The sequence below is a fragment of the Methanococcus maripaludis genome (assembly GCF_013760955.1).
GTDB classification, from domain to species: Archaea; AGJL01; Methanococci; order Methanococcales; family Methanococcaceae; genus Methanococcus; species Methanococcus maripaludis_A.
Window position 1 is genome coordinate 467,835 of record NZ_JACDUL010000001.1, and the last position, 17,462, is coordinate 485,296.

Consider the following 17,462-nt stretch of genomic DNA (forward strand, 5'->3'; position numbering starts at 1 on the left):
TTTTACGATTGATATAATGCAGGGGCAGGGATTTGAACCCTGGAACCACTACTGGACAGGATTCTAAGTCCTGCATCTTTGGCCAGGCTCGACAACCCCTGCACTTAAAAATAAAATGCTCCAGCCGGGATTTGAACCCGAGTCCCGGCCTCGAAAGGGCCGGATGATTGGCCGGACTACACCACTGGAGCTTGTTTCATATATTATGGGCCCGATGGGATTTGAACCCATGACCACTCGGTTATGAGCCGAGCACTCTAACCAGCCTGAGCTACGGGCCCGTACCCGGTCTTGAGAGTGAATAATTTGTTAGAAAAAATGGCGCCTCCTGCAGGGCTCGAACCTGCGACCTACGGATTAACAGTCCGTCGCTGCTACCTACTGAGCTAAGGAGGCTCGCTGTCATACTACTTGACCGCACAATAACAATCAACATTCTGCTATATAAACTTTATGCAGTAAAGTATAAATACTAAAAAAGATATGCTTAATTGTGGATTTAACTGGAAATTGCCAAGGTAGTTCAGCCTGGGAGAACGCTGGACTGAAGATCCAGTTGTCGGGTGTTCGAATCACCCCCTTGGCACGTTTTTATTTTGGGAGTATTAATTTATTAATTTAGATATACTGTTTTATGTGTTATTTTTTAATAATAAGATGCTATTATTTTATTGTAATATAAACTGGTGGATTCATGAAGATTATAGGAAGCATGGGTAAAAAAACGGAAAACTTAAAAATTGATGCTAAAAAATCATTTTTGAAGCGTGTTGCAAAAAACGTGAAAGTTTCAGAAGGAGAAAGAGCTGTTGAAGATATATTACGATGCATATATAGAAAACAGCCAATTTCAACGAAAAAAATAGGTCAGTATGTAAAACTGCCACTCCCAATCGTATCTAAAGTTAGATCAATTCTTGAAAGAGAATCCTTATTAAAAAGGGACGATAAAGGGGCACTATTCTCAAAAGAAGGTGTCGATTTTGTTGAAAGGGAACTTGGACTTAAACTTAAATCTGACCTGAAATGTCCAGTATGTAATGGAAGAAACATTGTATTTGATGAAAAATTTGAAAAAATCTTGAAAAAACAAAAAAACTATGCTAAATTAAGACCGCAAGTAAACACGATGATCGATCAGTCTTTTGCAACACCTGAAACTGCAACTGCAAGAGCTGCGATAATGGCTGATCGGGGAGATTTAGAAGGAAAAAGAGTTTTATTTGTTGGTGATGATGATCTAGCATCAATCTCAACTGCAATGACTGGACTTTGCAGTGAAGTTGTTGTTTTGGATATCGATGATAGACTTTTAAAATTAATTTCAGAAGTTTCTAAAAAAGAGAATTTAAACATTAAAACTGTAAAATGGGACTTTAAAAACGAACTTCCAAGTGAATTTGTAAACAAATTTGACACCATATTTACTGATCCACCATATACCCTAAACGGCGCGGTACTTTTCATGTCCAGAGGTATCGAAGCACTCGGAGATAACGGTATATTGTATCTTGCATTCTCTCACAAGCCTGTAGAGGAATACATTGAACTGCAAAAATCAATCAACAATATGAACTTTTTAATTTACGAATTAATTCCCGGATTTAACTTCTATGAAGGAACAGAAATTATTGGAAACACCACATTTCTGGCAAGACTCGTTGGAAAAAATTTGAAAAAGATAGAAGTTAATTCTGAAAAAATATACACGGGAGAATTAAAACCAACTTTAAGATACTACCAGTGCATGAACTGCAAAAAAATCCACGAAGTTGGAGATAAAATAAAAAGAATAGAAGAGTTAACCTGTGAATGTGGTGGAAAGAAATTTTCGATGGTTAAACGATCGAAAGTAAAACAGAACTAACTAATATACTTAAAAATAAAAATTTTAAATTTTTTTAAAATAAAAAAAGAGAATTATTCTGTTAATAAAACAGCGTTTACAACACCATCTTGTCCAGGTCTTGAGGTAACTTTTGCTTTACCCATTTCTGTTTCGATGATTGCGCCTTTTGTCATAACGTTTCTTCTGATGTAGTGTTTGTTTGCTTTGTTGTCGAGAACTTTTGTTACAGCAACTTTTTTACAAACTTTGTTTGCTTGATCAAAGACGTTTGCGTAGTTTGTTTTTTCCAACTTAACTTTTAAGTTTGCGCCCCTGCATCTTACAATTTTTCTTTTGATTCTGTCTGAAATTTGTGTTTCTGCTGCAGGTCTTCCCATTTCTCTTTTATGTTTCTTTGCAGCTCTCCAGACTTTAGCTCCTGTTGAGAGCCTTCTGCTTGCTCCTTGCCAAATTGCCATGATTACACCTTATTCTCGTTTATTTTTTTAAAAAAATCGAAGTTTTTCCGTATATCTAATAAATTTTTTGAGAGAGTATGCGAGTATAATATGTGATTGCTATAATACTATAAAAAATTAACTGCATTTCAAAATAGGTTAAATAAGTATAATAGTTTGATTATTTTATTGAATCTTCAAATAAAAGCTTTAAAATCGCCATTCTTACAGGAACTCCATAAAATGACTGTTTAAAGTATCTTGCCTGTGGAATATTATCAACTTCAGAATCGATTTCATCAACCCTTGGAAGGGGGTGCATGATAACCACATTTTTGTTTCCAATATGCTCTTTTGAAAGACGATATATTCCTTTTACTTTGTAGTATTCGTTAACATCGACAAACCTTTCTTTCTGAATCCTCGTCATGTAAACAACATCAACATCGTCAATTTCAACGTCAGTCATTTCTGAAAGTTTTAGTTTTCCATCGATATCTTCAATTACTTCTCTTGGCATTTTAAGTTCATCAGGAGCAATTAATTTTATTTCCACACTTTTAAAGAGTGATAATGCCTGACACAACGAGTGAACGGTTCTTCCGTACTTTAAATCACCGATAAATGCGATTTTTAAATTTTCAATGTGTCCAACTTCTCTTTTAATCGTATACAAATCAAGAAGCGTCTGTGTCGGGTGCTGGTTTGATCCATCTCCAGCGTTTATAACCGGAACTTTTGAATTTTCACTCGAAAGTCGTGCAGCCCCTTCTGATGGGTGCCTTATTGCAATCAAATCGCTGTAACCACTGATTACTTTGATAGTATCTGCTAAAGATTCGCCCTTGGTTACAGAAGTATTTGAAATATCTGTAAAACCAATAACATTTCCGCCAAGTCGTTTCATTGCAGTTTCAAACGAAAGTCTTGTCCTGGTTGAGGGTTCATAAAAAAGAGTTGCGAGTATTCTTCCATTTAAAAAATCACAGTGACCGTTTTCATTTAAAATAGCTTCCATTTTTTCGGATTCGTTTAAAATATTCAGAATTTCTTCCCGACCGATGTCTCTCATCGAAATTAAATGCCTCATCAAACCACCGACATTTTTCATTAGTTATAAATTAAATATATATAAAATTATGGTGCAACATATATATGCAGACGAGGTGTATTAATGGAACCTGTTCAAATTATCGGGATTATTGTTGGCTTTATTGTTATTTTAAAAATTACAGTACAGGCTAAAAAAAGTGCGATTTCACCATTTACTGCACTAACCTGGATTTTCGGATGGATTTTTGTAATGTTTATGGTAAGTTTTCCAAATTTCCTTGGGAAAATTGCACATGTTCTTGGAATCGGAAGAGGTATTGATTTTTTAGTTTACTTTGGAATCATAATCCTGTTTTTCTTAGTTTACAAATCATATTTAAGGGCAGAACACCTTGAAAGAGAAATTACTACGATTGTTTCAGAAATTGCAATTAATGAAAGATACAATAAAAAAACAAAAGGTGAAAATGATGGAAAACTATGAATTAGTAATGGAAACTGCGCCTTATGTTCAGAATATGGAATATATAAGAGAATTAATTGAAGAATCAGCCGATATAAAAGAATTAAAAATAAAATTAGTTGAATTAATAAATAATGAACAGAACGTTCCAAAAAAGACGGATTTGAAAATTTTAATGGAAAAAATAGAAGAATTAGGCCTTTAATTTTTAGGCTTTCTAAATTCGTGTTCAAAATCTTTGTCGTAAAGTTTTGAATAATCATAATTAGTTGGATTTGTTACATTTCCAACAATTATAAGGGCTGTTTTTGTAATTCCTTCGCCTTTTACTTTTTCAGAGATATCGTTCAATGTTCCCCTGATTTTTTTCTCATCAGGCCATGATGCATGATATACTACTGAAACTGCGGTATCTTCAGGGTAACCGCCTTCGATTAACTCACTGCATACCTTTTCAATCATTCCTGTTCCAAGATAAATTGCCATTGTAGCGTTGTGTTTTGCGAGTGCGATTAAACTTTCTTTTGCAGGTTTTGGAGTTCTTCCTTCAGGTCGTGTAATTATTACTGTTTGTGAGACATCTGGAAGTGTCAGTTCTGATTTTAAAGTTGCAGCAGCTGCAAAAAGCGATGTAACTCCGGGAATGATATTTACATCAATTTCATATTTTTCCAATTCATCAATCTGCTCTTTTATTGCACCGTAGAGTGCAGGGTCTCCAGTATGAACCCTTACAACCGTTAAACCGTTATTGATTCCGTTTACTGCAACGTCAATTACTTCATCAAGTGTCATCGTTGCACTGTTGTAGATTTTTGCGCCTTTTTTATTGTATTCCAAAACTTCAGGATTAACAAGGGAACCTGCGTAAATTAAGATATCTGCACTTTCGATCGCGTTTTTTCCCTTTATCGTGATTAATTCCTTGTCTCCAGGGCCCGCTCCAACAATAATCATCTTTTTCATCATTTCACCGATTTATTAAAATTATTCAGTTGCTTTTTTCAAAATTTCATAAGTTGTTCCATATATCACGTTGCTTTTACAGAAACCGGGTAAATATGTTGCAGCCTTTCCAGAATTCGTTGCAACATTTTTGTAGCCCATATCTTCAATTGGGGCTACAACCATGCACGTGTCGACAACTACTTTTCCGCCAGCGTCTTCGATAATTTTTGTGTATCCCATCCTGTCAGCAATCGATTTCATGTGAATTGATGTGCATACCCAGACTTCTGCATTGAATTTAGCATTTTCTGCCTTAACAAACTCTGCAACTTCTTTGATTTCGTCGAGACTGCAGTGTGGGCATCCGATACAGATTAAATCTGGTTTTTCCGAAGTTTTGAAGTTTTCGTACTCTTTTTCAAAATCATCTTTTCCAATAACGACTTTTTCAAGGTTTCCAGTTTCCAGTCCCTTTTTTGCTTCTGGGGTTATTCCTTCAACGTGGTAGAGTGCAACACCGCCACTTGCTGCAAGTGCTGCTCCAAGTGATTTTAAATAATCATTTTTAATTGATTCGCAATTTTTAAATTTAAAGTATGGAATTCCGTTTTTTACAATTCTTCCGGTAATTCTTCCCAAAATTCCGTAAAATGAACTCGAATCCTCAAGTTCCATGTCAACTTCAAACACTTGCGTTGGAAGCCTGTTTTCAGTTAAATGGTACCCATAACATGGCGTTTTTCCAATAATTGCTGCTGCTAACGCAGAAGGTCCGCCTTCCCTGTTTGTTCTTGCACCAATTACAGAATTTACGTAAGCTACAGCAGATGATTCTGCCCATGCAACGTGTGAACCAAAAATTGGAACATTTCCAGTTAAATACGGTGTACAGGTACAGCTTATTTCAATTTCCATTCTTTTAAAACAATTAATTATTTCAAGTTGCTTTTTCGCAAAATCTTTTGGAAATTTAAGTTCATCGTATCTTATCAAATCCATTCCAGCAGGATTTAACGTTGTTGGAACAGATACCTTTAAACCCTGATCTGCAAGATCTTTTAAAAATTCCAGTCCTTTTTCACCGATAGTTTTATACGAAACACCGGAAACTTGTGCAGAAGATATATCTACTAATTTTTCTGCTCCGTAAATATCCCCTAAAGATACAAGTAAGTTCATGCAGGTTTCTAGGGCTTCCCCGTATTCTCCGGCATATAATTTTTCCTCTTCTCTCGTCAGATGCATAATTTTCACCTTTTACCTTACTAATTATGGAGTCCCAAAATATAAAAATAATGGAGATAGTTTTAACTCGTGAAAAAATGGAAATAACTGCAACACCGATAAGAACAAGATATATCGATAGAAACGAAGACTTTGTATCAGAATCCATCAATTCTTTAAAAAATGAAATTGAAAACGGATTTGAAATAAAAAACGGGGATTTTTTAGTAGTCAGTGAAAAATTTATCGCTACAAGTGAGGATAATTTTGTTGATGAAAGTTTGGCAGACCCGAAATTCTGGGCATATTTTACATACTACCTATCAAAATACGGCTGGGGATATGTTTTAGGCCCGCTTTTAGGTACCAGAGGAGATAGGGTTAAAAATTTAAGAAAAATGCCAAAAAAGGAAACATTGAAACACAAACAGGTTGTAATCGAAAATGTAGGATTAATATACGCACTAAAACCTGCGTCAGAAGGCGGAATTGATTTAACAAACGTTCCTGGAACTTATGCATCCCTCCTTCCAGAAAACCCTGAAAATTCTGCAAAAAAACTCCATAAACAAATAAAAGAAGACTTAAATCTGGATTTAACTGTCATGGTAATTGACACAGATGCAACGTACAGATTTTTTAATTGCTATGTAACTGCACTTCCAATTGCAATTGATGGAATAATTTCAAAAATAGGTGTTTTTGGATATATTTTGGGGAAATTTGGAAAAATACTAAATCAGGGAGGACTATGTGGCGCAACCCCGCTTGCAATTTCAGGAAACGAAAATTACAAAAAATACCCCTTAAAAACGATTCTATATATTGCAAACCTTTCGGATACTTCTCAGGTCCCATATACTAAATCAATACACGATTTGATGAAAAAATACAATACCTTTGAAATAACCGTTGATGTTTTAAAAGAGATGGAACACAGCCCGTTAGTTATTGTAAAATGCGAATAATTTAAAAAAGTAAAAAAATATTATTATCGTTTTGGTTCGTTTATTGCAGATTCTATTAATGATTGGATCATCAAATCATGCGATAATTTGTAAATATCAAACTCATTTTTATTTTCCACGTCTAAAAGTTCCAAAAGATCGCCTGAAAGCGAAGTTTCAATACATTTGCTTTTATCCAAAATATATACCTGTTTTCCATCTTCAAGTTCTACTTCGGTGCATTCTGACTTCAATGCCACAATTACAGGCGGTTCCTCAATTTCGGGCCTTTCTAATTTTATATCCGTAAAATCTGGATCATTTGAAGATACTTTCTCTTTTATCGAGTAACAAAGATCATTTATGTATTCCTGATTCCACGTCCTTCTTAAGTTAATTAATTCTCGTTCAAGACTTGAAAGAAATTCTTTTGGATATTCTTCAATTACTTCCCTTAAAAACTCCATATTATATTTTGCCTTGTCTGCAGCCTTTAAAATTATTTCGAGGTTCTTTCTCTCGATGTAGCCGGATTTTACCATTGCAATCGTTGCTTCTTTTGAGAGTTCTTCGTCTGAAAGTTTCAACCTTACATTATTAATATATCTGTTAATGTACTTTTGATCGTATTTTCCAAGATTGCCCACAATTCGAAGAGCCTGCTTTGAAATGTATTTATCAGGATTATTCATCAACACACAGACTTTTTTATAGTGTCTTGTAGTAACTTTCGGGCTGTATTTTGATAAATTGTAAAGAAGCGTGATTGAAGGATAAATTACGTCCAAATCTTCGTCCAATAATGGATTTATGTTTAAATTTTCAAATTTAAGTGGTTCTGTGTAGCTTAATTTATTCAGTGCCAGAAGCGAATATATCTTAGTGTATTTATCGGGAGAACTTGTAAATTCAAAAAGGGTATCGAGTGCATTTTTTAAGTATTCCGGATATTTTTCAGAGTATTTCCATATCGAATAAATTGAACTTCGTCTGATTTCTAAATCATCGCTTTTTAACGAATCTATCAATATTTTAGAAGTATTTTCATCGAGTTCGTAATCTTTAATATCCCCTAAAATCTTGATTACTTTTGACTTCAGTGCAGAATCGTTTGAATCTAAACAGGACAATACATCATTTTGGCAGCATTTTATCAGATCAGGGTTAATTTCCCCGATATTTTTTATTAAATCCATTAAAATTGCTTTTGAAGTTATTTTTTCGCGTAATATTTCAAATAAATCAATTTTTTCTTCGCATTTTGAATTTAACATTATTTTTGAAACTGCGTATGCTGTTGCGCAAATTACATCAATGTTTGAATCATCAAAACATTTTTTCAAATTTTCCATGTACTGTTTAATATTATCATAACATATGAGCCCAAAATCTCCAAAAAATAAAACTGCATTTTTTCGAATTCTCCAGTCAGGATTTTCCAATAATTCTGCAATTTTTGGGACTAATGGCAAAACTTCAGAAGGGCTCGCCTTTGAGACCATTGAAAGTGAATTTAATGCCGCCCATTTTATTTTAAAGTCACCATTTAGTGCTTTTTCATAACTGGGAATAAAATATTTTATAGATTCCCCATTTTCAAATGCGTATTTTCCAGCAGCAAGAACATCTTGAAAATTTGAAAAATCAAAACTTGTCATTCCTTTTTTATTTGCACTATTTTTCTGATTTAAATGGTATTCCGTTGATTTAAAAGATCCTATCATAATATCACGCTTTTAATAGTAATATTATTATGAATAGAATTGATTATATTCGTTTTTTGCATGTGTTTGTGTAGGTTAACAGTTTTTCACCAAATTTACCTACATAAGTACATACATAATTACATACAACATCAAATACAGCATTATATGCCAAAACAAGTGCAAAAAAGGTATATATTATAAAAAAACGACATATTTCTTCGGGAATATCCCCAAGAGAGATACATTATCTCAAGGATTCAGAACTAAAATTTCCATTGGGAAATGCCTAAATAGCCATTTCTTGAACTTTGGAGGTTCAAATATGAAAATAACAAAATTCATGAAAAGCAAAAAAGGTGCTTCTGGAATAGGTACCTTGATTGTTTTTATTGCAATGGTATTAGTTGCTGCAGTTGCAGCAAGTGTTTTGATTAACACAAGCGGATTTTTACAACAAAAAGCTTCAACTACGGGAAAAGAAAGTACCGATCAGGTTGCAAGCGGATTACAAGTCGACGGGGTTACCGGACTTGCAAGTACTACGTTAGACAAAATGGTAGTTTATATTACTCCAAATGCAGGTAGTGCTGCAATTGACTTAAAAGAAACTAAAATATTTGTTACATATGATGATCAAAATCAAGTATTAAGTTACGACGGATTATTAGCAGCATCAGCAGATGGTGACATATTCTCATCAACAGCTGCATTAAGCCTCACAACTGCTGACGTAGTAGTTACAAGAGGTGGAGACAGAATTACAATTGTAACTGCTACAGATGTATCAACATTAACTGAAGGTACTGCAGTTACATTAGCTCCTGCAACAGCACAATCCGTAGATGACGTATGGATTACAGGTATTGCAGATATCGATGGCGTTACAGGTACCGTAATATCAAGCACAGGGGCAGGACCTTACACATTAGTAATCGCACTTGACAGCGATGATGCTACAACATTGGTTGCAATTGCAGATGGAACTAAAGATTCTATAAAAATAAATGGTATTGATAATATTGACATGACTTCAGCTACATTTACTGAAGATGCAAATGATGGTACAGTTATTGCAATAACTGGTGCTACAGCAGAAGATATTGACACCGATTCAGGATTATCAAATGGAGACACTGCTTCAATTACCCTTGATGACGGCTCAATAGTAAGTGCAGTTTCAGGTACAGTTTCCAACATAGGTGATGACACAATTACAATTACTGCTGCAATAACTGCAGTTACAGAAGATGAAACCTACACTGACACAACAGGTAGTTTATCAGGTACTACAGTTTGGGATGGAGTAGATGCTTCAAGTTTCAAAATATTAGTATTACAAGGAACAGTTACTGACGGTGTTATCGACAAAGGTGACCTCGTTGGAGTTGCTATTGATACAAATGCAATATTTGGAGGAATTCCAAATAGAGAAGCTGTTTCAGCAAAATTACAGCCAGAATTTGGTGCTCCAGGAATTGTTTCATTCACAACACCTGCAACATACAGTACATCAATTGTAGAATTACAATAAATTAAAAAAATAACCTAATTAAAACCACAACGAGGTTTTAACTATGAAAATAACGGAATTTATGAAAAGCAAAAAAGGTGCTTCTGGAATTGGTACCTTGATTGTTTTCATTGCAATGGTATTGGTTGCTGCAGTTGCAGCAAGTGTTTTGATTAACACAAGCGGATTTTTACAACAAAAAGCTGCAACAACTGGAAAAGAAAGTACAGAACAGGTTGCAAGCGGACTTCAAGTTTTGAATGTAATGGGATATACAAGTGCTACAAACGTAGACTATGTTGCAATTTATGCAACACCTAACGCAGGAAGTAGCTCAATTGATTTATCACAAGCTACATTAATGATTTCAGCTGGAACCAACAGGTTCATAAAAACATATGATTCTGAAGCAGCGAATCTTGCATTTACAGATTACGAAGAAACTGCGACAACTGACAAAAATATTTTTGCTACAGATGATGCTACTGGAAACGATTGCTGGAAATATGTAGATACTGCAGATAATGAATTCGGTATTGCTGTAATTCAAGATGCAGATAACACAGTAAGTGCTGCAAACCCAGTAATCAATAAAGGGGACATTGTTGTAATAACAATGAAAAAAGGAACATTGTCATTAAGTACTAGAACGCCTGTTTCAGGAGAAATTCAGCCAGAATTTGGAGCTCCCGGAGTTATTTCATTTACCACCCCTGCAACATACCTTAACGGTAAAGTTGTAGAATTACAATAAATTAAAAAAATAACCTAATTAAAACCACAACGAGGTTTTAACTATGAAAATAACGGAATTCATGAAAAGCAAAAAAGGTGCTTCTGGAATTGGTACCTTGATTGTTTTTATTGCAATGGTATTGGTTGCTGCAGTAGCAGCAAGTGTTTTGATTAACACAAGCGGATACTTACAACAAAAAGCTGCAACAACTGGAAAAGAAAGTACAGAACAGGTTGCAAGCGGACTTCAAATTATCCAAGTAATGGGTAAAGTGAATGTTGCTGCTGATGATATTGAATACATTACATTGATTGTAACACCTAACGCAGGTAGTGGCTCAATTGACCTATCAAAAGCTACATTAATGCTTACAGATGGAAATAAAAAAATAGTTAAAAAATATGCTGCTGATGAAGATGCTTTTGATTCAGATAAAGGTAGCCTTTTTACGGGACTTTCCTGGACAAATATTGATACATCAGCTACAGAATTTGGAATTAAAGAAATACAAGATGCTGACAACTCCTGTGCTGCAGCAACACCTGTAATCAATAAAGGTGACGTTGTAGCCATTACTATCAGTAATGTGGGAGGAGAATTAACCTTCGACCAGAGAACCTCTGTATCTGGTACCTTTGAACCTGAATTCGGTGCTCCAGGAGTTATTTCATTCACTACCCCTGCAACATACCTTACTCAAGGTGTTGTAGAACTTCAATAAGCCTTAATGCTTATTTTTAACGACGTGGGTGAAATGATGAAAAAATTCATGAAAAGCAAAAAAGGTGCTGTAGGAATTGGTACCTTAATCATTTTTATTGCAATGGTACTCGTTGCAGCAATTGCTGCATCAGTAATAATAAATACTGCTGGAAAACTTCAGCATAAAGCTTCAACCGTTGGGGATGAAAGTACCGAACAGGTTGCAAGTGGAATACAGGTTTTAAAAGTAATTGGACATTCAGATACCAAAACTTCACTTGATAAAATAGCAATCATGGTTGCACCAAATGTTGGTGGAGAAATCGATCTTTCGACAACGCTATTAACATTGGGTACAGGGGATGCAAAATATTCTCTCGTTTATGATGATACCCAATATAATTCAGATGTAAAAGATGACGGATCAGTGAGTATATTTGACGAAACTGAATGGGGTACAGGAAGCACATATGGTGTAATTGTATTACAAGATAGTGACAATTCAACCTCTGAATCCACACACCCAACAATAAATTACGGTGACAAAGTATACATTACAGTTGCTATGCAAATTAATTCAACTTCAAAAGTTTCCGGAGAAGTAATCCCAGATTACGGTGCTTCAGGAATCGTTGAATTTAGGGCTCCATCAGTATTTACTGAAACAGTAGTTGCACTTCAATAATGGTGATATTATGCCCAATATCTCTGATATTATTGAAGAGATAAAACAGAAGATCAAATTGGGCAAGAAGGCAAAAGAAAGTTCAGAACCTGAACCTGATGATGAATTTAGCTTTACACTTGAAGAGGAAGCAGCGAATGAATCTGAAGATTTGTTTGCTGCAAACGAAGAACTTCTTGCCAAAATAGGCGAACTTGAATCCAAGTTTCCAAAAATTGAAATGATGGTCACAAACCTGAGGAAGGAAAATGAAAACCTCAGGAGTGACATCCAATCTATTAATGAAAATTTTCAGGATATGATGGCCCTTTACGAAGTGGTGTCAAATCAAATTAATCCATTCATAGGAATTTCAAAAATCACAGCAACCAGCATGGAAAAAGTAGAGAAGATGGAAAATGAATCTCAAAACTTGCGAAAGAGGGTTGAAGAGCTTCAAAATGATGTTGTGATTTTGGCAAACGTATATCTAAATACGCACCAGATTGACCTTGATGGAGTTATTAATGAAGTGCTTGCAGAAGAAGAATTCTCCAAAGCAATCTCAGGAGAGGATTCCGATGATTGGTAACGTTAAAATGGAATATTCTTCCCTTTCGGAAGAATATCTTACCGAGAGTGAAATGGAAGAATACTTGGACAATTTGAGATCCAAAATTCCTTCGTTTATCGTAGAACTCTTGAAAAATAATTTAAAAAATAGAAAATTAACAAGACCCCAATTGGACAAGATCGTTGGAAGAGTTTCTGACCTTTACTTTGGAAAAAAACCTGAAGATAAGAAGGCTGCGGAACTTACAAACAAAATCAACGATTTGAGCCAGAAATTAGATGCTTTAATGAAAGTTGCTACAATTTCTTCTGCGACAAAAGTGTCTGATGATATTAAAAAAGAACTGGATTGTCTTGATGAAAAAATTGAGGTTCCAGAAATTTCTAAAGCTATAGAAGTTCCCGAAATTATCGAAGAACCCGAAATTTCAATCGAGCATGTTGAAGAACCTGTTGAAAAAATAATAGAACAAAATATTGAACCAATTATTGAGTTCAAAGAAGAACCTAAAATTGAAAAGGTTGTTTCAAAAGTTCCTTTGGAAATTGAGGAGGAAAATAACATGAGACACGAATTAGCTCCTGCAGTTGAAACAGCTGCAAGACTTCAGGAATTACCAGAAGATACACTTTCCACAATGTTAGTATTCAAATGGCTTGAATTTTTAATCAGTAGAGTTGGAACAGGAAATTTAATCGATGTTCTTGATTACTACCATAATCTTGGATGGATATCTGGAAAAGCAATCAGCAAATTGATGAAAGTATCTAAAAACATGAAATATTTCCATGAAGACATTGACTGGAAAGCTAATGAATGCATGGCCCCAGAAGACCATGTTGTATCATTACTCTACATTGAAAAATTAGCAGGAAGGCCTATTGCAGTTGAAGAACTCGAAGGTATGGAAAGAGAAATCAACAGAATCAAAAAATGGGCTGATGAACTACAAAAAATGTAATTTACATAACTACAAGGAGTGAGCAAAATGAACACTGCAGCATTATCATCAATATTACTCGAATCCCAGAAGCCTGCTAAATTAGAATCTGTTCCAGAAGATGCTTTTTCATTGATATTTGCATTTAAATGGTTAGAATACCTCTCAGAAAGAGTGGGTCAGTCAAACATTGCAGATATTCTTGAATTCTACTACAACTTAGGATGGTTATCAGACAATGCAATTTCAGGACTATTAAAATTCTCAAAAGGAATAAAAATAGACGATGACGATATTGCAAGCCCATCTGGAAAACTTACAATCGCAGATCACTTGGTATCATTATTATTTATCGAAAGATTAAATGGTAAAAAAATATCAAGCGAAGTTCTAGACAAACTAGAATGGGAAATCAGAAGAATAAAAAGAGGCGCAGAGCAATACTATGGGATTTAGTTCAACTGCGGGACTAACGTTGTTATTAACTACAGTACTGATCTGTTCGATCTACATGTACAGTACTGTAGATATAACGTCTGTAAAAGTAAATGATGCTTATAGCCAGCATTCAGAATACTTGAAAAATAAATTAGACGAAAAATTAACTGTTGTTGGAGTTGAAAGTTCAACAGACAACATAAATATTACCCTTTTAAACGAAGGGCAATTAACCCATGAATTAACTAAATGGGACGTTTTATACAACGGAACTCCCGTGAATTTTACAATTGCATCTGGTGAAGCATATTTAGTACCCTTAGAAAGTGCTGAAATCTCAATAAATGCAACCTCGCCAGGAAGAATATCGGTAGTTTCTGAATACGGAAACCAGTATTACTACAATTTAAATTAAAGATCCTTGTTTTTAGGATATCTTGCGTTGGTGATTAGATTGGCATCCAATGTTTTCTCAGAAATAATAATATTTGTTAGTGTTTTGATAATTACGGCCGCTGTCGCAGGAATTCTTGCAACAAGTACTCACAAAATATCGCTTGGAATCAGTAGCAAGGGCGATACATTATCAACGCAGCTATCCCAGGACTTTGAAATTATCAATGATCCGGGGTATATCCACAGGAATTCCACCAGTGGAATAAGTACAATTTACATAAAAAATACAGGAAAAATACAGATTCCAATTCAAAGTGATACTTTAACAGCAATAATCGATGGACAAATCTGCGATATTTCTGATACGAGTATTATAAATGGTGCGGGAAGTGTTTTAAGTCCATCGGAAGTTGGGCAGATTGAAATCAGTTATAATGAAACTGGATTTCACAAAATAAAAATAGTATCTGAACAGGGCATATCTAGAACAATAACGGGAAATGTCAATTAATTATCGGTGGTTAATTTGAAACTGGCACGAATAGAGCTTAGCAGAGATGACGTTCATAAAAGACTGGGTGGTGGAATCCCATTTGGTAGCGTTATCTTAATTGAAGGAGAAGAATCTTCAGGAAAGTCAATAATCTGCCAGCGGTTAGCATACGGATTTTTGCAGAACTCGTACTCACTTTCATATGTATCAACCCAATTGACCACAACTGAATTTGTAAAACAGATGATGTCACTCAAATACAACATCAATAAAAAATTATTGAACGGAAATCTTTTGTACATTCCAGTATATCCATTAATTTCAGAAAATGCGATAAAAGATGACTTTATTAAAAAAATAATGAATACGAGAGCATTTTATGAAAAAGATATTGTTTTATTTGACTCCATCTCAACATTGGTGTCAAATGATGCCAGTGAAGTACAGATCACAGATTTAATGGCTTTTTTTAAAAGAATTGCATCCATGAATAAAATTGTAATTTACACGGTAAACCCAAAAGAACTCCCAGAATCAGTTCTTACAATACTCAGAACTTCGGCAACGATTGTAATAAAAACAGCAACATATTCCTTTGGTGGAAATCTTAAAAATTCCGCCAAAATTGAAAAATACAACTTTGCGAGAAGTTCTTTTCAGAAAGTTATGGTATTTAGAGTCGATCCCGGACTCGGAATTGCTGTAGAAATATCCTCTGTAGCATAAAGGTGGTAATATGGCTGATGATTTCAAAACTGCACAAGTAAACAATCCCCATTTGAAAAATTACGTTGAAAAATTTAAAAAAACGTACATGAAAATTCCCGAATTTGTTCCAAGCCTTTCAAGGGATTTTAAAGAAATAAGGTATCCGAATATCATTTATCCAATAGGGGATCCCATATTCATCCACCTTTATGGAACTCCGAATTTAAAAACAAGATATATCGCAATAGAACCTAAATTAGGCGGTTCGGATGAAAGAAAAAAATATTTTGAAATCCTCGATAAAATTTTAGAATACGCACCATACAGCGATACTCCTGAAAATGACGAAGAGTTTGGAAAAGTAGTTACAAAGCTATTCGATATGGTTACAAAAGTATCAACTCAAAAAAATGAAAAGAAAAAAGGCCTGTTAACAAAATTAACAGATTCTGGAAAAATAAATGTATCAAAACCAGAAAGGGAAAAATTCCTCTATTTACTGAAAAGAGATTTAATTGGACTTGGAACTCTTGAACCAATAAAAAGAGACCCATATATTGAAGATATTCACGTAATCGGTGCTAAAAACTGTCAGCTAGTTCACAAAATCTACGACATGCTTCCATCAAATATTGAATGGGAAGATGAAGGAGATATTTCAAATTACTTGAAAAACATGTGTGAAAGAATTGGAAGGCCAGTTTCTGATGCTACACCAATCGTAGATGGTTCATTACCAGATGGATCAAGGATAAACATTCTCTATTCAGGAGATGTTTCATTAAAAGGTCCTTCATTTACAATTCGTAAATTTACAGATGTTCCAATAAGTATAACTCAGATCATCAGTTGGGGTACGATGTCCGCACAGACTGCTGCTTATTTATGGCTCTGTCTTGAATACGGGATGAGTATATTTATCTGTGGGGAAACTGCATCTGGAAAAACTACCTCATTAAACGCAATACTTCCATTCATCAAACCTAAATCAAAAATATTCTCATGTGAAGATACTTCCGAAGTAAAACCCCCAAACCCAGTTTGGCAGCAGTTGTTAACTAGAGAAAGAGGCCCTGAGGAAAGTAGGGTTACACTATTCGATCTTTTAAGGGCTGCATTGAGGTCTAGACCAAACTACATTATTGTAGGGGAAATCAGGTCTGTAGAAGGGGCTGTTGCATTCCAAGCAATGCAAACAGGGCACCCCGTAATTTCAACATTCCACGCTGCAAACGTTAGAAAAATGATTCAAAGGCTTACAGGGGATCCGATAAATATCCCTCAGACATTTATGGATAACTTAAACGTCTGTCTGTTCCAGCTTGCGGTTTATGCTAGAGGAAAATTCTTAAGACGAGTTGTTTCAGTTGAAGAAATCGAAGGATACTACAAAGAAGTTGACGGGGTTATCACCAGAGGTGTTTTTGAATGGGACCCCCAAAAAGACGTTCACAACTTCACAGGTTTAAATAACAGCTATATTCTCGAAGATAAAATCGCAACTGTTGCAGGATACGAAGATCCGAGAGAAATTTACGATGAACTTGATTTAAGAGTTAGAATTCTTGAAGAAATGATTGCAAGAGGAATCTTTGGATACTACGAGGTTTTGGATATTATCTGGAGTTTCTATGAAAAAGGATTGGAAGGACTGCCATTCCAAGTTTAAGGTGT

The 17,462-nt window shown here is 34.8% G+C and carries 20 protein-coding genes and 5 tRNA genes; 16 read left to right on the forward strand and 9 right to left on the reverse strand.

From position 1 onward, the window contains the following. Window positions 1-17: 17 nt before the first annotated feature. The 4 genes from HNP90_RS02615 to HNP90_RS02630 all read right to left on the reverse strand — a co-directional run bounded on the left by HNP90_RS02615 (window position 18) and on the right by HNP90_RS02630 (window position 396). Window positions 18-102, reverse strand: a tRNA-Leu gene (locus HNP90_RS02615). 14 nt (window positions 103-116) lie between these two features. Then, window positions 117-191: transfer RNA gene (locus tag HNP90_RS02620), tRNA-Glu, on the reverse strand. 15 nt (window positions 192-206) lie between these two features. Further along, window positions 207-281: transfer RNA gene (locus HNP90_RS02625), tRNA-Ile, on the reverse strand. 38 nt (window positions 282-319) lie between these two features. Beyond that, a tRNA-Asn gene (locus HNP90_RS02630) sits at window positions 320-396 on the reverse strand. A 116-nt stretch (window positions 397-512) separates the two neighbouring features. Here HNP90_RS02630 and HNP90_RS02635 point away from each other — a divergent pair. Continuing rightward, window positions 513-586, forward strand: a tRNA-Phe gene (locus tag HNP90_RS02635). A gap of 108 nt (window positions 587-694) precedes the next feature. Then, window positions 695-1,867 carry a bis-aminopropyl spermidine synthase family protein gene (locus tag HNP90_RS02640; RefSeq protein ID WP_011977312.1) on the forward strand — a complete coding sequence of 391 codons (1,173 nt, stop codon included), beginning with the start codon at window positions 695-697 and terminating at the stop codon, window positions 1,865-1,867. 53 nt (window positions 1,868-1,920) lie between these two features. Here the strand turns inward: HNP90_RS02640 and HNP90_RS02645 are convergent, their stop codons facing one another. Both HNP90_RS02645 and pyrB read right to left on the reverse strand, forming a co-directional pair. Further along, window positions 1,921-2,307 carry a 30S ribosomal protein S8e gene (locus HNP90_RS02645; RefSeq protein WP_011977313.1) on the reverse strand — a complete coding sequence of 129 codons (387 nt, stop codon included), beginning with the start codon at window positions 2,305-2,307 and terminating at the stop codon, window positions 1,921-1,923. Between the two features lie 160 nt (window positions 2,308-2,467). Then, complete coding sequence (pyrB, locus tag HNP90_RS02650; protein WP_011977314.1) at window positions 2,468-3,376, reverse strand: aspartate carbamoyltransferase; 909 nt, start codon at window positions 3,374-3,376, stop codon at window positions 2,468-2,470. An 84-nt stretch (window positions 3,377-3,460) separates the two neighbouring features. Between pyrB and HNP90_RS02655 the strand changes: the two genes are divergently transcribed. Then, the gene (locus tag HNP90_RS02655; protein ID WP_011977315.1) at window positions 3,461-3,823 is read left to right on the forward strand and encodes a DUF2304 domain-containing protein; all 363 of its coding nucleotides are present in this window, start codon (window positions 3,461-3,463) and stop codon (window positions 3,821-3,823) included. After that, on the forward strand, window positions 3,810-4,007 hold the full coding sequence (locus HNP90_RS02660) for a hypothetical protein (RefSeq protein ID WP_011977316.1): 198 nt from the start codon (window positions 3,810-3,812) through the stop codon (window positions 4,005-4,007). The genes HNP90_RS02655 and HNP90_RS02660 overlap by 14 nt, the downstream gene beginning before the upstream one ends. Here HNP90_RS02660 and cobM read toward each other — a convergent pair. Continuing rightward, window positions 4,004-4,768 carry a precorrin-4 C(11)-methyltransferase gene (gene cobM / locus HNP90_RS02665; RefSeq protein ID WP_011977317.1) on the reverse strand — a complete coding sequence of 255 codons (765 nt, stop codon included), beginning with the start codon at window positions 4,766-4,768 and terminating at the stop codon, window positions 4,004-4,006. The genes HNP90_RS02660 and cobM overlap by 4 nt on opposite strands. Before the next feature lie 21 nt (window positions 4,769-4,789). Beyond that, window positions 4,790-5,995 carry an aconitase X gene (locus tag HNP90_RS02670; protein ID WP_011977318.1) on the reverse strand — a complete coding sequence of 402 codons (1,206 nt, stop codon included), beginning with the start codon at window positions 5,993-5,995 and terminating at the stop codon, window positions 4,790-4,792. A gap of 50 nt (window positions 5,996-6,045) precedes the next feature. Between HNP90_RS02670 and HNP90_RS02675 the strand changes: the two genes are divergently transcribed. Continuing rightward, window positions 6,046-6,942: a coenzyme F420-0:L-glutamate ligase gene (locus HNP90_RS02675; protein ID WP_048060423.1), complete on the forward strand. Its 897-nt coding sequence runs from the start codon at window positions 6,046-6,048 to the stop codon at window positions 6,940-6,942. Between the two features lie 23 nt (window positions 6,943-6,965). Here the strand turns inward: HNP90_RS02675 and HNP90_RS02680 are convergent, their stop codons facing one another. After that, window positions 6,966-8,645: a HEAT repeat domain-containing protein gene (locus HNP90_RS02680; protein ID WP_011977320.1), complete on the reverse strand. Its 1,680-nt coding sequence runs from the start codon at window positions 8,643-8,645 to the stop codon at window positions 6,966-6,968. Window positions 8,646-8,949: 304 nt separating this feature from the next. Between HNP90_RS02680 and HNP90_RS09390 the strand changes: the two genes are divergently transcribed. The 11 genes from HNP90_RS09390 to HNP90_RS02735 are packed head-to-tail and all read left to right on the forward strand — an operon-like array spanning window position 8,950 to window position 17,457. Then, complete coding sequence (locus HNP90_RS09390; RefSeq protein ID WP_011977321.1) at window positions 8,950-10,158, forward strand: archaellin/type IV pilin N-terminal domain-containing protein; 1,209 nt, start codon at window positions 8,950-8,952, stop codon at window positions 10,156-10,158. 43 nt (window positions 10,159-10,201) lie between these two features. Beyond that, window positions 10,202-10,891, forward strand: coding sequence for a flagellin (locus HNP90_RS02690; RefSeq protein ID WP_011977322.1), 690 nt, complete (start codon window positions 10,202-10,204; stop codon window positions 10,889-10,891). 43 nt (window positions 10,892-10,934) lie between these two features. Further along, window positions 10,935-11,594 carry a flagellin gene (locus HNP90_RS02695; RefSeq protein ID WP_011977323.1) on the forward strand — a complete coding sequence of 220 codons (660 nt, stop codon included), beginning with the start codon at window positions 10,935-10,937 and terminating at the stop codon, window positions 11,592-11,594. A gap of 36 nt (window positions 11,595-11,630) precedes the next feature. Further along, window positions 11,631-12,260: a flagellin gene (locus HNP90_RS02700; RefSeq protein WP_011977324.1), complete on the forward strand. Its 630-nt coding sequence runs from the start codon at window positions 11,631-11,633 to the stop codon at window positions 12,258-12,260. A 10-nt stretch (window positions 12,261-12,270) separates the two neighbouring features. Next, a complete protein-coding gene (locus tag HNP90_RS02705) occupies window positions 12,271-12,831 on the forward strand; it encodes a flagella accessory protein C (RefSeq protein WP_011977325.1) in 561 nt (186 codons plus the stop codon). Beyond that, window positions 12,821-13,774 carry a FlaD/FlaE family flagellar protein gene (locus HNP90_RS02710; protein WP_011977326.1) on the forward strand — a complete coding sequence of 318 codons (954 nt, stop codon included), beginning with the start codon at window positions 12,821-12,823 and terminating at the stop codon, window positions 13,772-13,774. The genes HNP90_RS02705 and HNP90_RS02710 overlap by 11 nt, the downstream gene beginning before the upstream one ends. A 27-nt stretch (window positions 13,775-13,801) precedes the next feature. Beyond that, entirely contained in the window at window positions 13,802-14,209 is a 408-nt protein-coding gene (locus HNP90_RS02715; RefSeq protein WP_011977327.1) for a FlaD/FlaE family flagellar protein, read from the forward strand. Further along, a complete protein-coding gene (locus tag HNP90_RS02720) occupies window positions 14,199-14,606 on the forward strand; it encodes a flagellar protein F (protein WP_011977328.1) in 408 nt (135 codons plus the stop codon). The genes HNP90_RS02715 and HNP90_RS02720 overlap by 11 nt, the downstream gene beginning before the upstream one ends. Window positions 14,607-14,645: 39 nt before the next feature. Further along, window positions 14,646-15,098 (forward strand): flagellar protein G, encoded by a 453-nt coding sequence (locus HNP90_RS02725; protein WP_011977329.1) that lies wholly within the window; start codon window positions 14,646-14,648, stop codon window positions 15,096-15,098. A 15-nt stretch (window positions 15,099-15,113) separates the two neighbouring features. Continuing rightward, window positions 15,114-15,806: an archaellum protein ArlH gene (gene arlH, locus HNP90_RS02730; protein WP_011977330.1), complete on the forward strand. Its 693-nt coding sequence runs from the start codon at window positions 15,114-15,116 to the stop codon at window positions 15,804-15,806. Between the two features lie 10 nt (window positions 15,807-15,816). Next, window positions 15,817-17,457, forward strand: a complete 1,641-nt coding sequence (locus HNP90_RS02735; RefSeq protein WP_011977331.1) for a type II/IV secretion system ATPase subunit — start codon at window positions 15,817-15,819, stop codon at window positions 17,455-17,457. Window positions 17,458-17,462: the final 5 nt, after the last annotated feature.

Excerpts from the sequence above, each read along its gene's own strand:
- HNP90_RS02705 (WP_011977325.1), top strand. The coding sequence starts at position 12,271 with ATGCCCAATATCTCTGATATTATTGAAGAGATAAAACAGAAGATCAAA.
- HNP90_RS09390 (WP_011977321.1), top strand. The coding sequence starts at position 8,950 with ATGAAAATAACAAAATTCATGAAAAGCAAAAAAGGTGCTTCTGGAATA.
- HNP90_RS02645 (WP_011977313.1), bottom strand. The coding sequence starts at position 2,307 with ATGGCAATTTGGCAAGGAGCAAGCAGAAGGCTCTCAACAGGAGCTAAA.
- HNP90_RS02670 (WP_011977318.1), bottom strand. The coding sequence starts at position 5,995 with ATGCATCTGACGAGAGAAGAGGAAAAATTATATGCCGGAGAATACGGG.
- HNP90_RS02675 (WP_048060423.1), top strand. The coding sequence starts at position 6,046 with ATGGAGATAGTTTTAACTCGTGAAAAAATGGAAATAACTGCAACACCG.
- HNP90_RS02655 (WP_011977315.1), top strand. The coding sequence starts at position 3,461 with ATGGAACCTGTTCAAATTATCGGGATTATTGTTGGCTTTATTGTTATT.
- HNP90_RS02720 (WP_011977328.1), top strand. The coding sequence starts at position 14,199 with ATGGGATTTAGTTCAACTGCGGGACTAACGTTGTTATTAACTACAGTA.
- HNP90_RS02710 (WP_011977326.1), top strand. The coding sequence starts at position 12,821 with ATGATTGGTAACGTTAAAATGGAATATTCTTCCCTTTCGGAAGAATAT.
- HNP90_RS02715 (WP_011977327.1), top strand. The coding sequence starts at position 13,802 with ATGAACACTGCAGCATTATCATCAATATTACTCGAATCCCAGAAGCCT.
- HNP90_RS02640 (WP_011977312.1), top strand. The coding sequence starts at position 695 with ATGAAGATTATAGGAAGCATGGGTAAAAAAACGGAAAACTTAAAAATT.
- pyrB (WP_011977314.1), bottom strand. The coding sequence starts at position 3,376 with ATGAGGCATTTAATTTCGATGAGAGACATCGGTCGGGAAGAAATTCTG.
- HNP90_RS02735 (WP_011977331.1), top strand. The coding sequence starts at position 15,817 with ATGGCTGATGATTTCAAAACTGCACAAGTAAACAATCCCCATTTGAAA.
- HNP90_RS02680 (WP_011977320.1), bottom strand. The coding sequence starts at position 8,645 with ATGATAGGATCTTTTAAATCAACGGAATACCATTTAAATCAGAAAAAT.
- HNP90_RS02700 (WP_011977324.1), top strand. The coding sequence starts at position 11,631 with ATGAAAAAATTCATGAAAAGCAAAAAAGGTGCTGTAGGAATTGGTACC.
- HNP90_RS02695 (WP_011977323.1), top strand. The coding sequence starts at position 10,935 with ATGAAAATAACGGAATTCATGAAAAGCAAAAAAGGTGCTTCTGGAATT.
- HNP90_RS02690 (WP_011977322.1), top strand. The coding sequence starts at position 10,202 with ATGAAAATAACGGAATTTATGAAAAGCAAAAAAGGTGCTTCTGGAATT.
- HNP90_RS02660 (WP_011977316.1), top strand. The coding sequence starts at position 3,810 with ATGGAAAACTATGAATTAGTAATGGAAACTGCGCCTTATGTTCAGAAT.
- cobM (WP_011977317.1), bottom strand. The coding sequence starts at position 4,768 with ATGAAAAAGATGATTATTGTTGGAGCGGGCCCTGGAGACAAGGAATTA.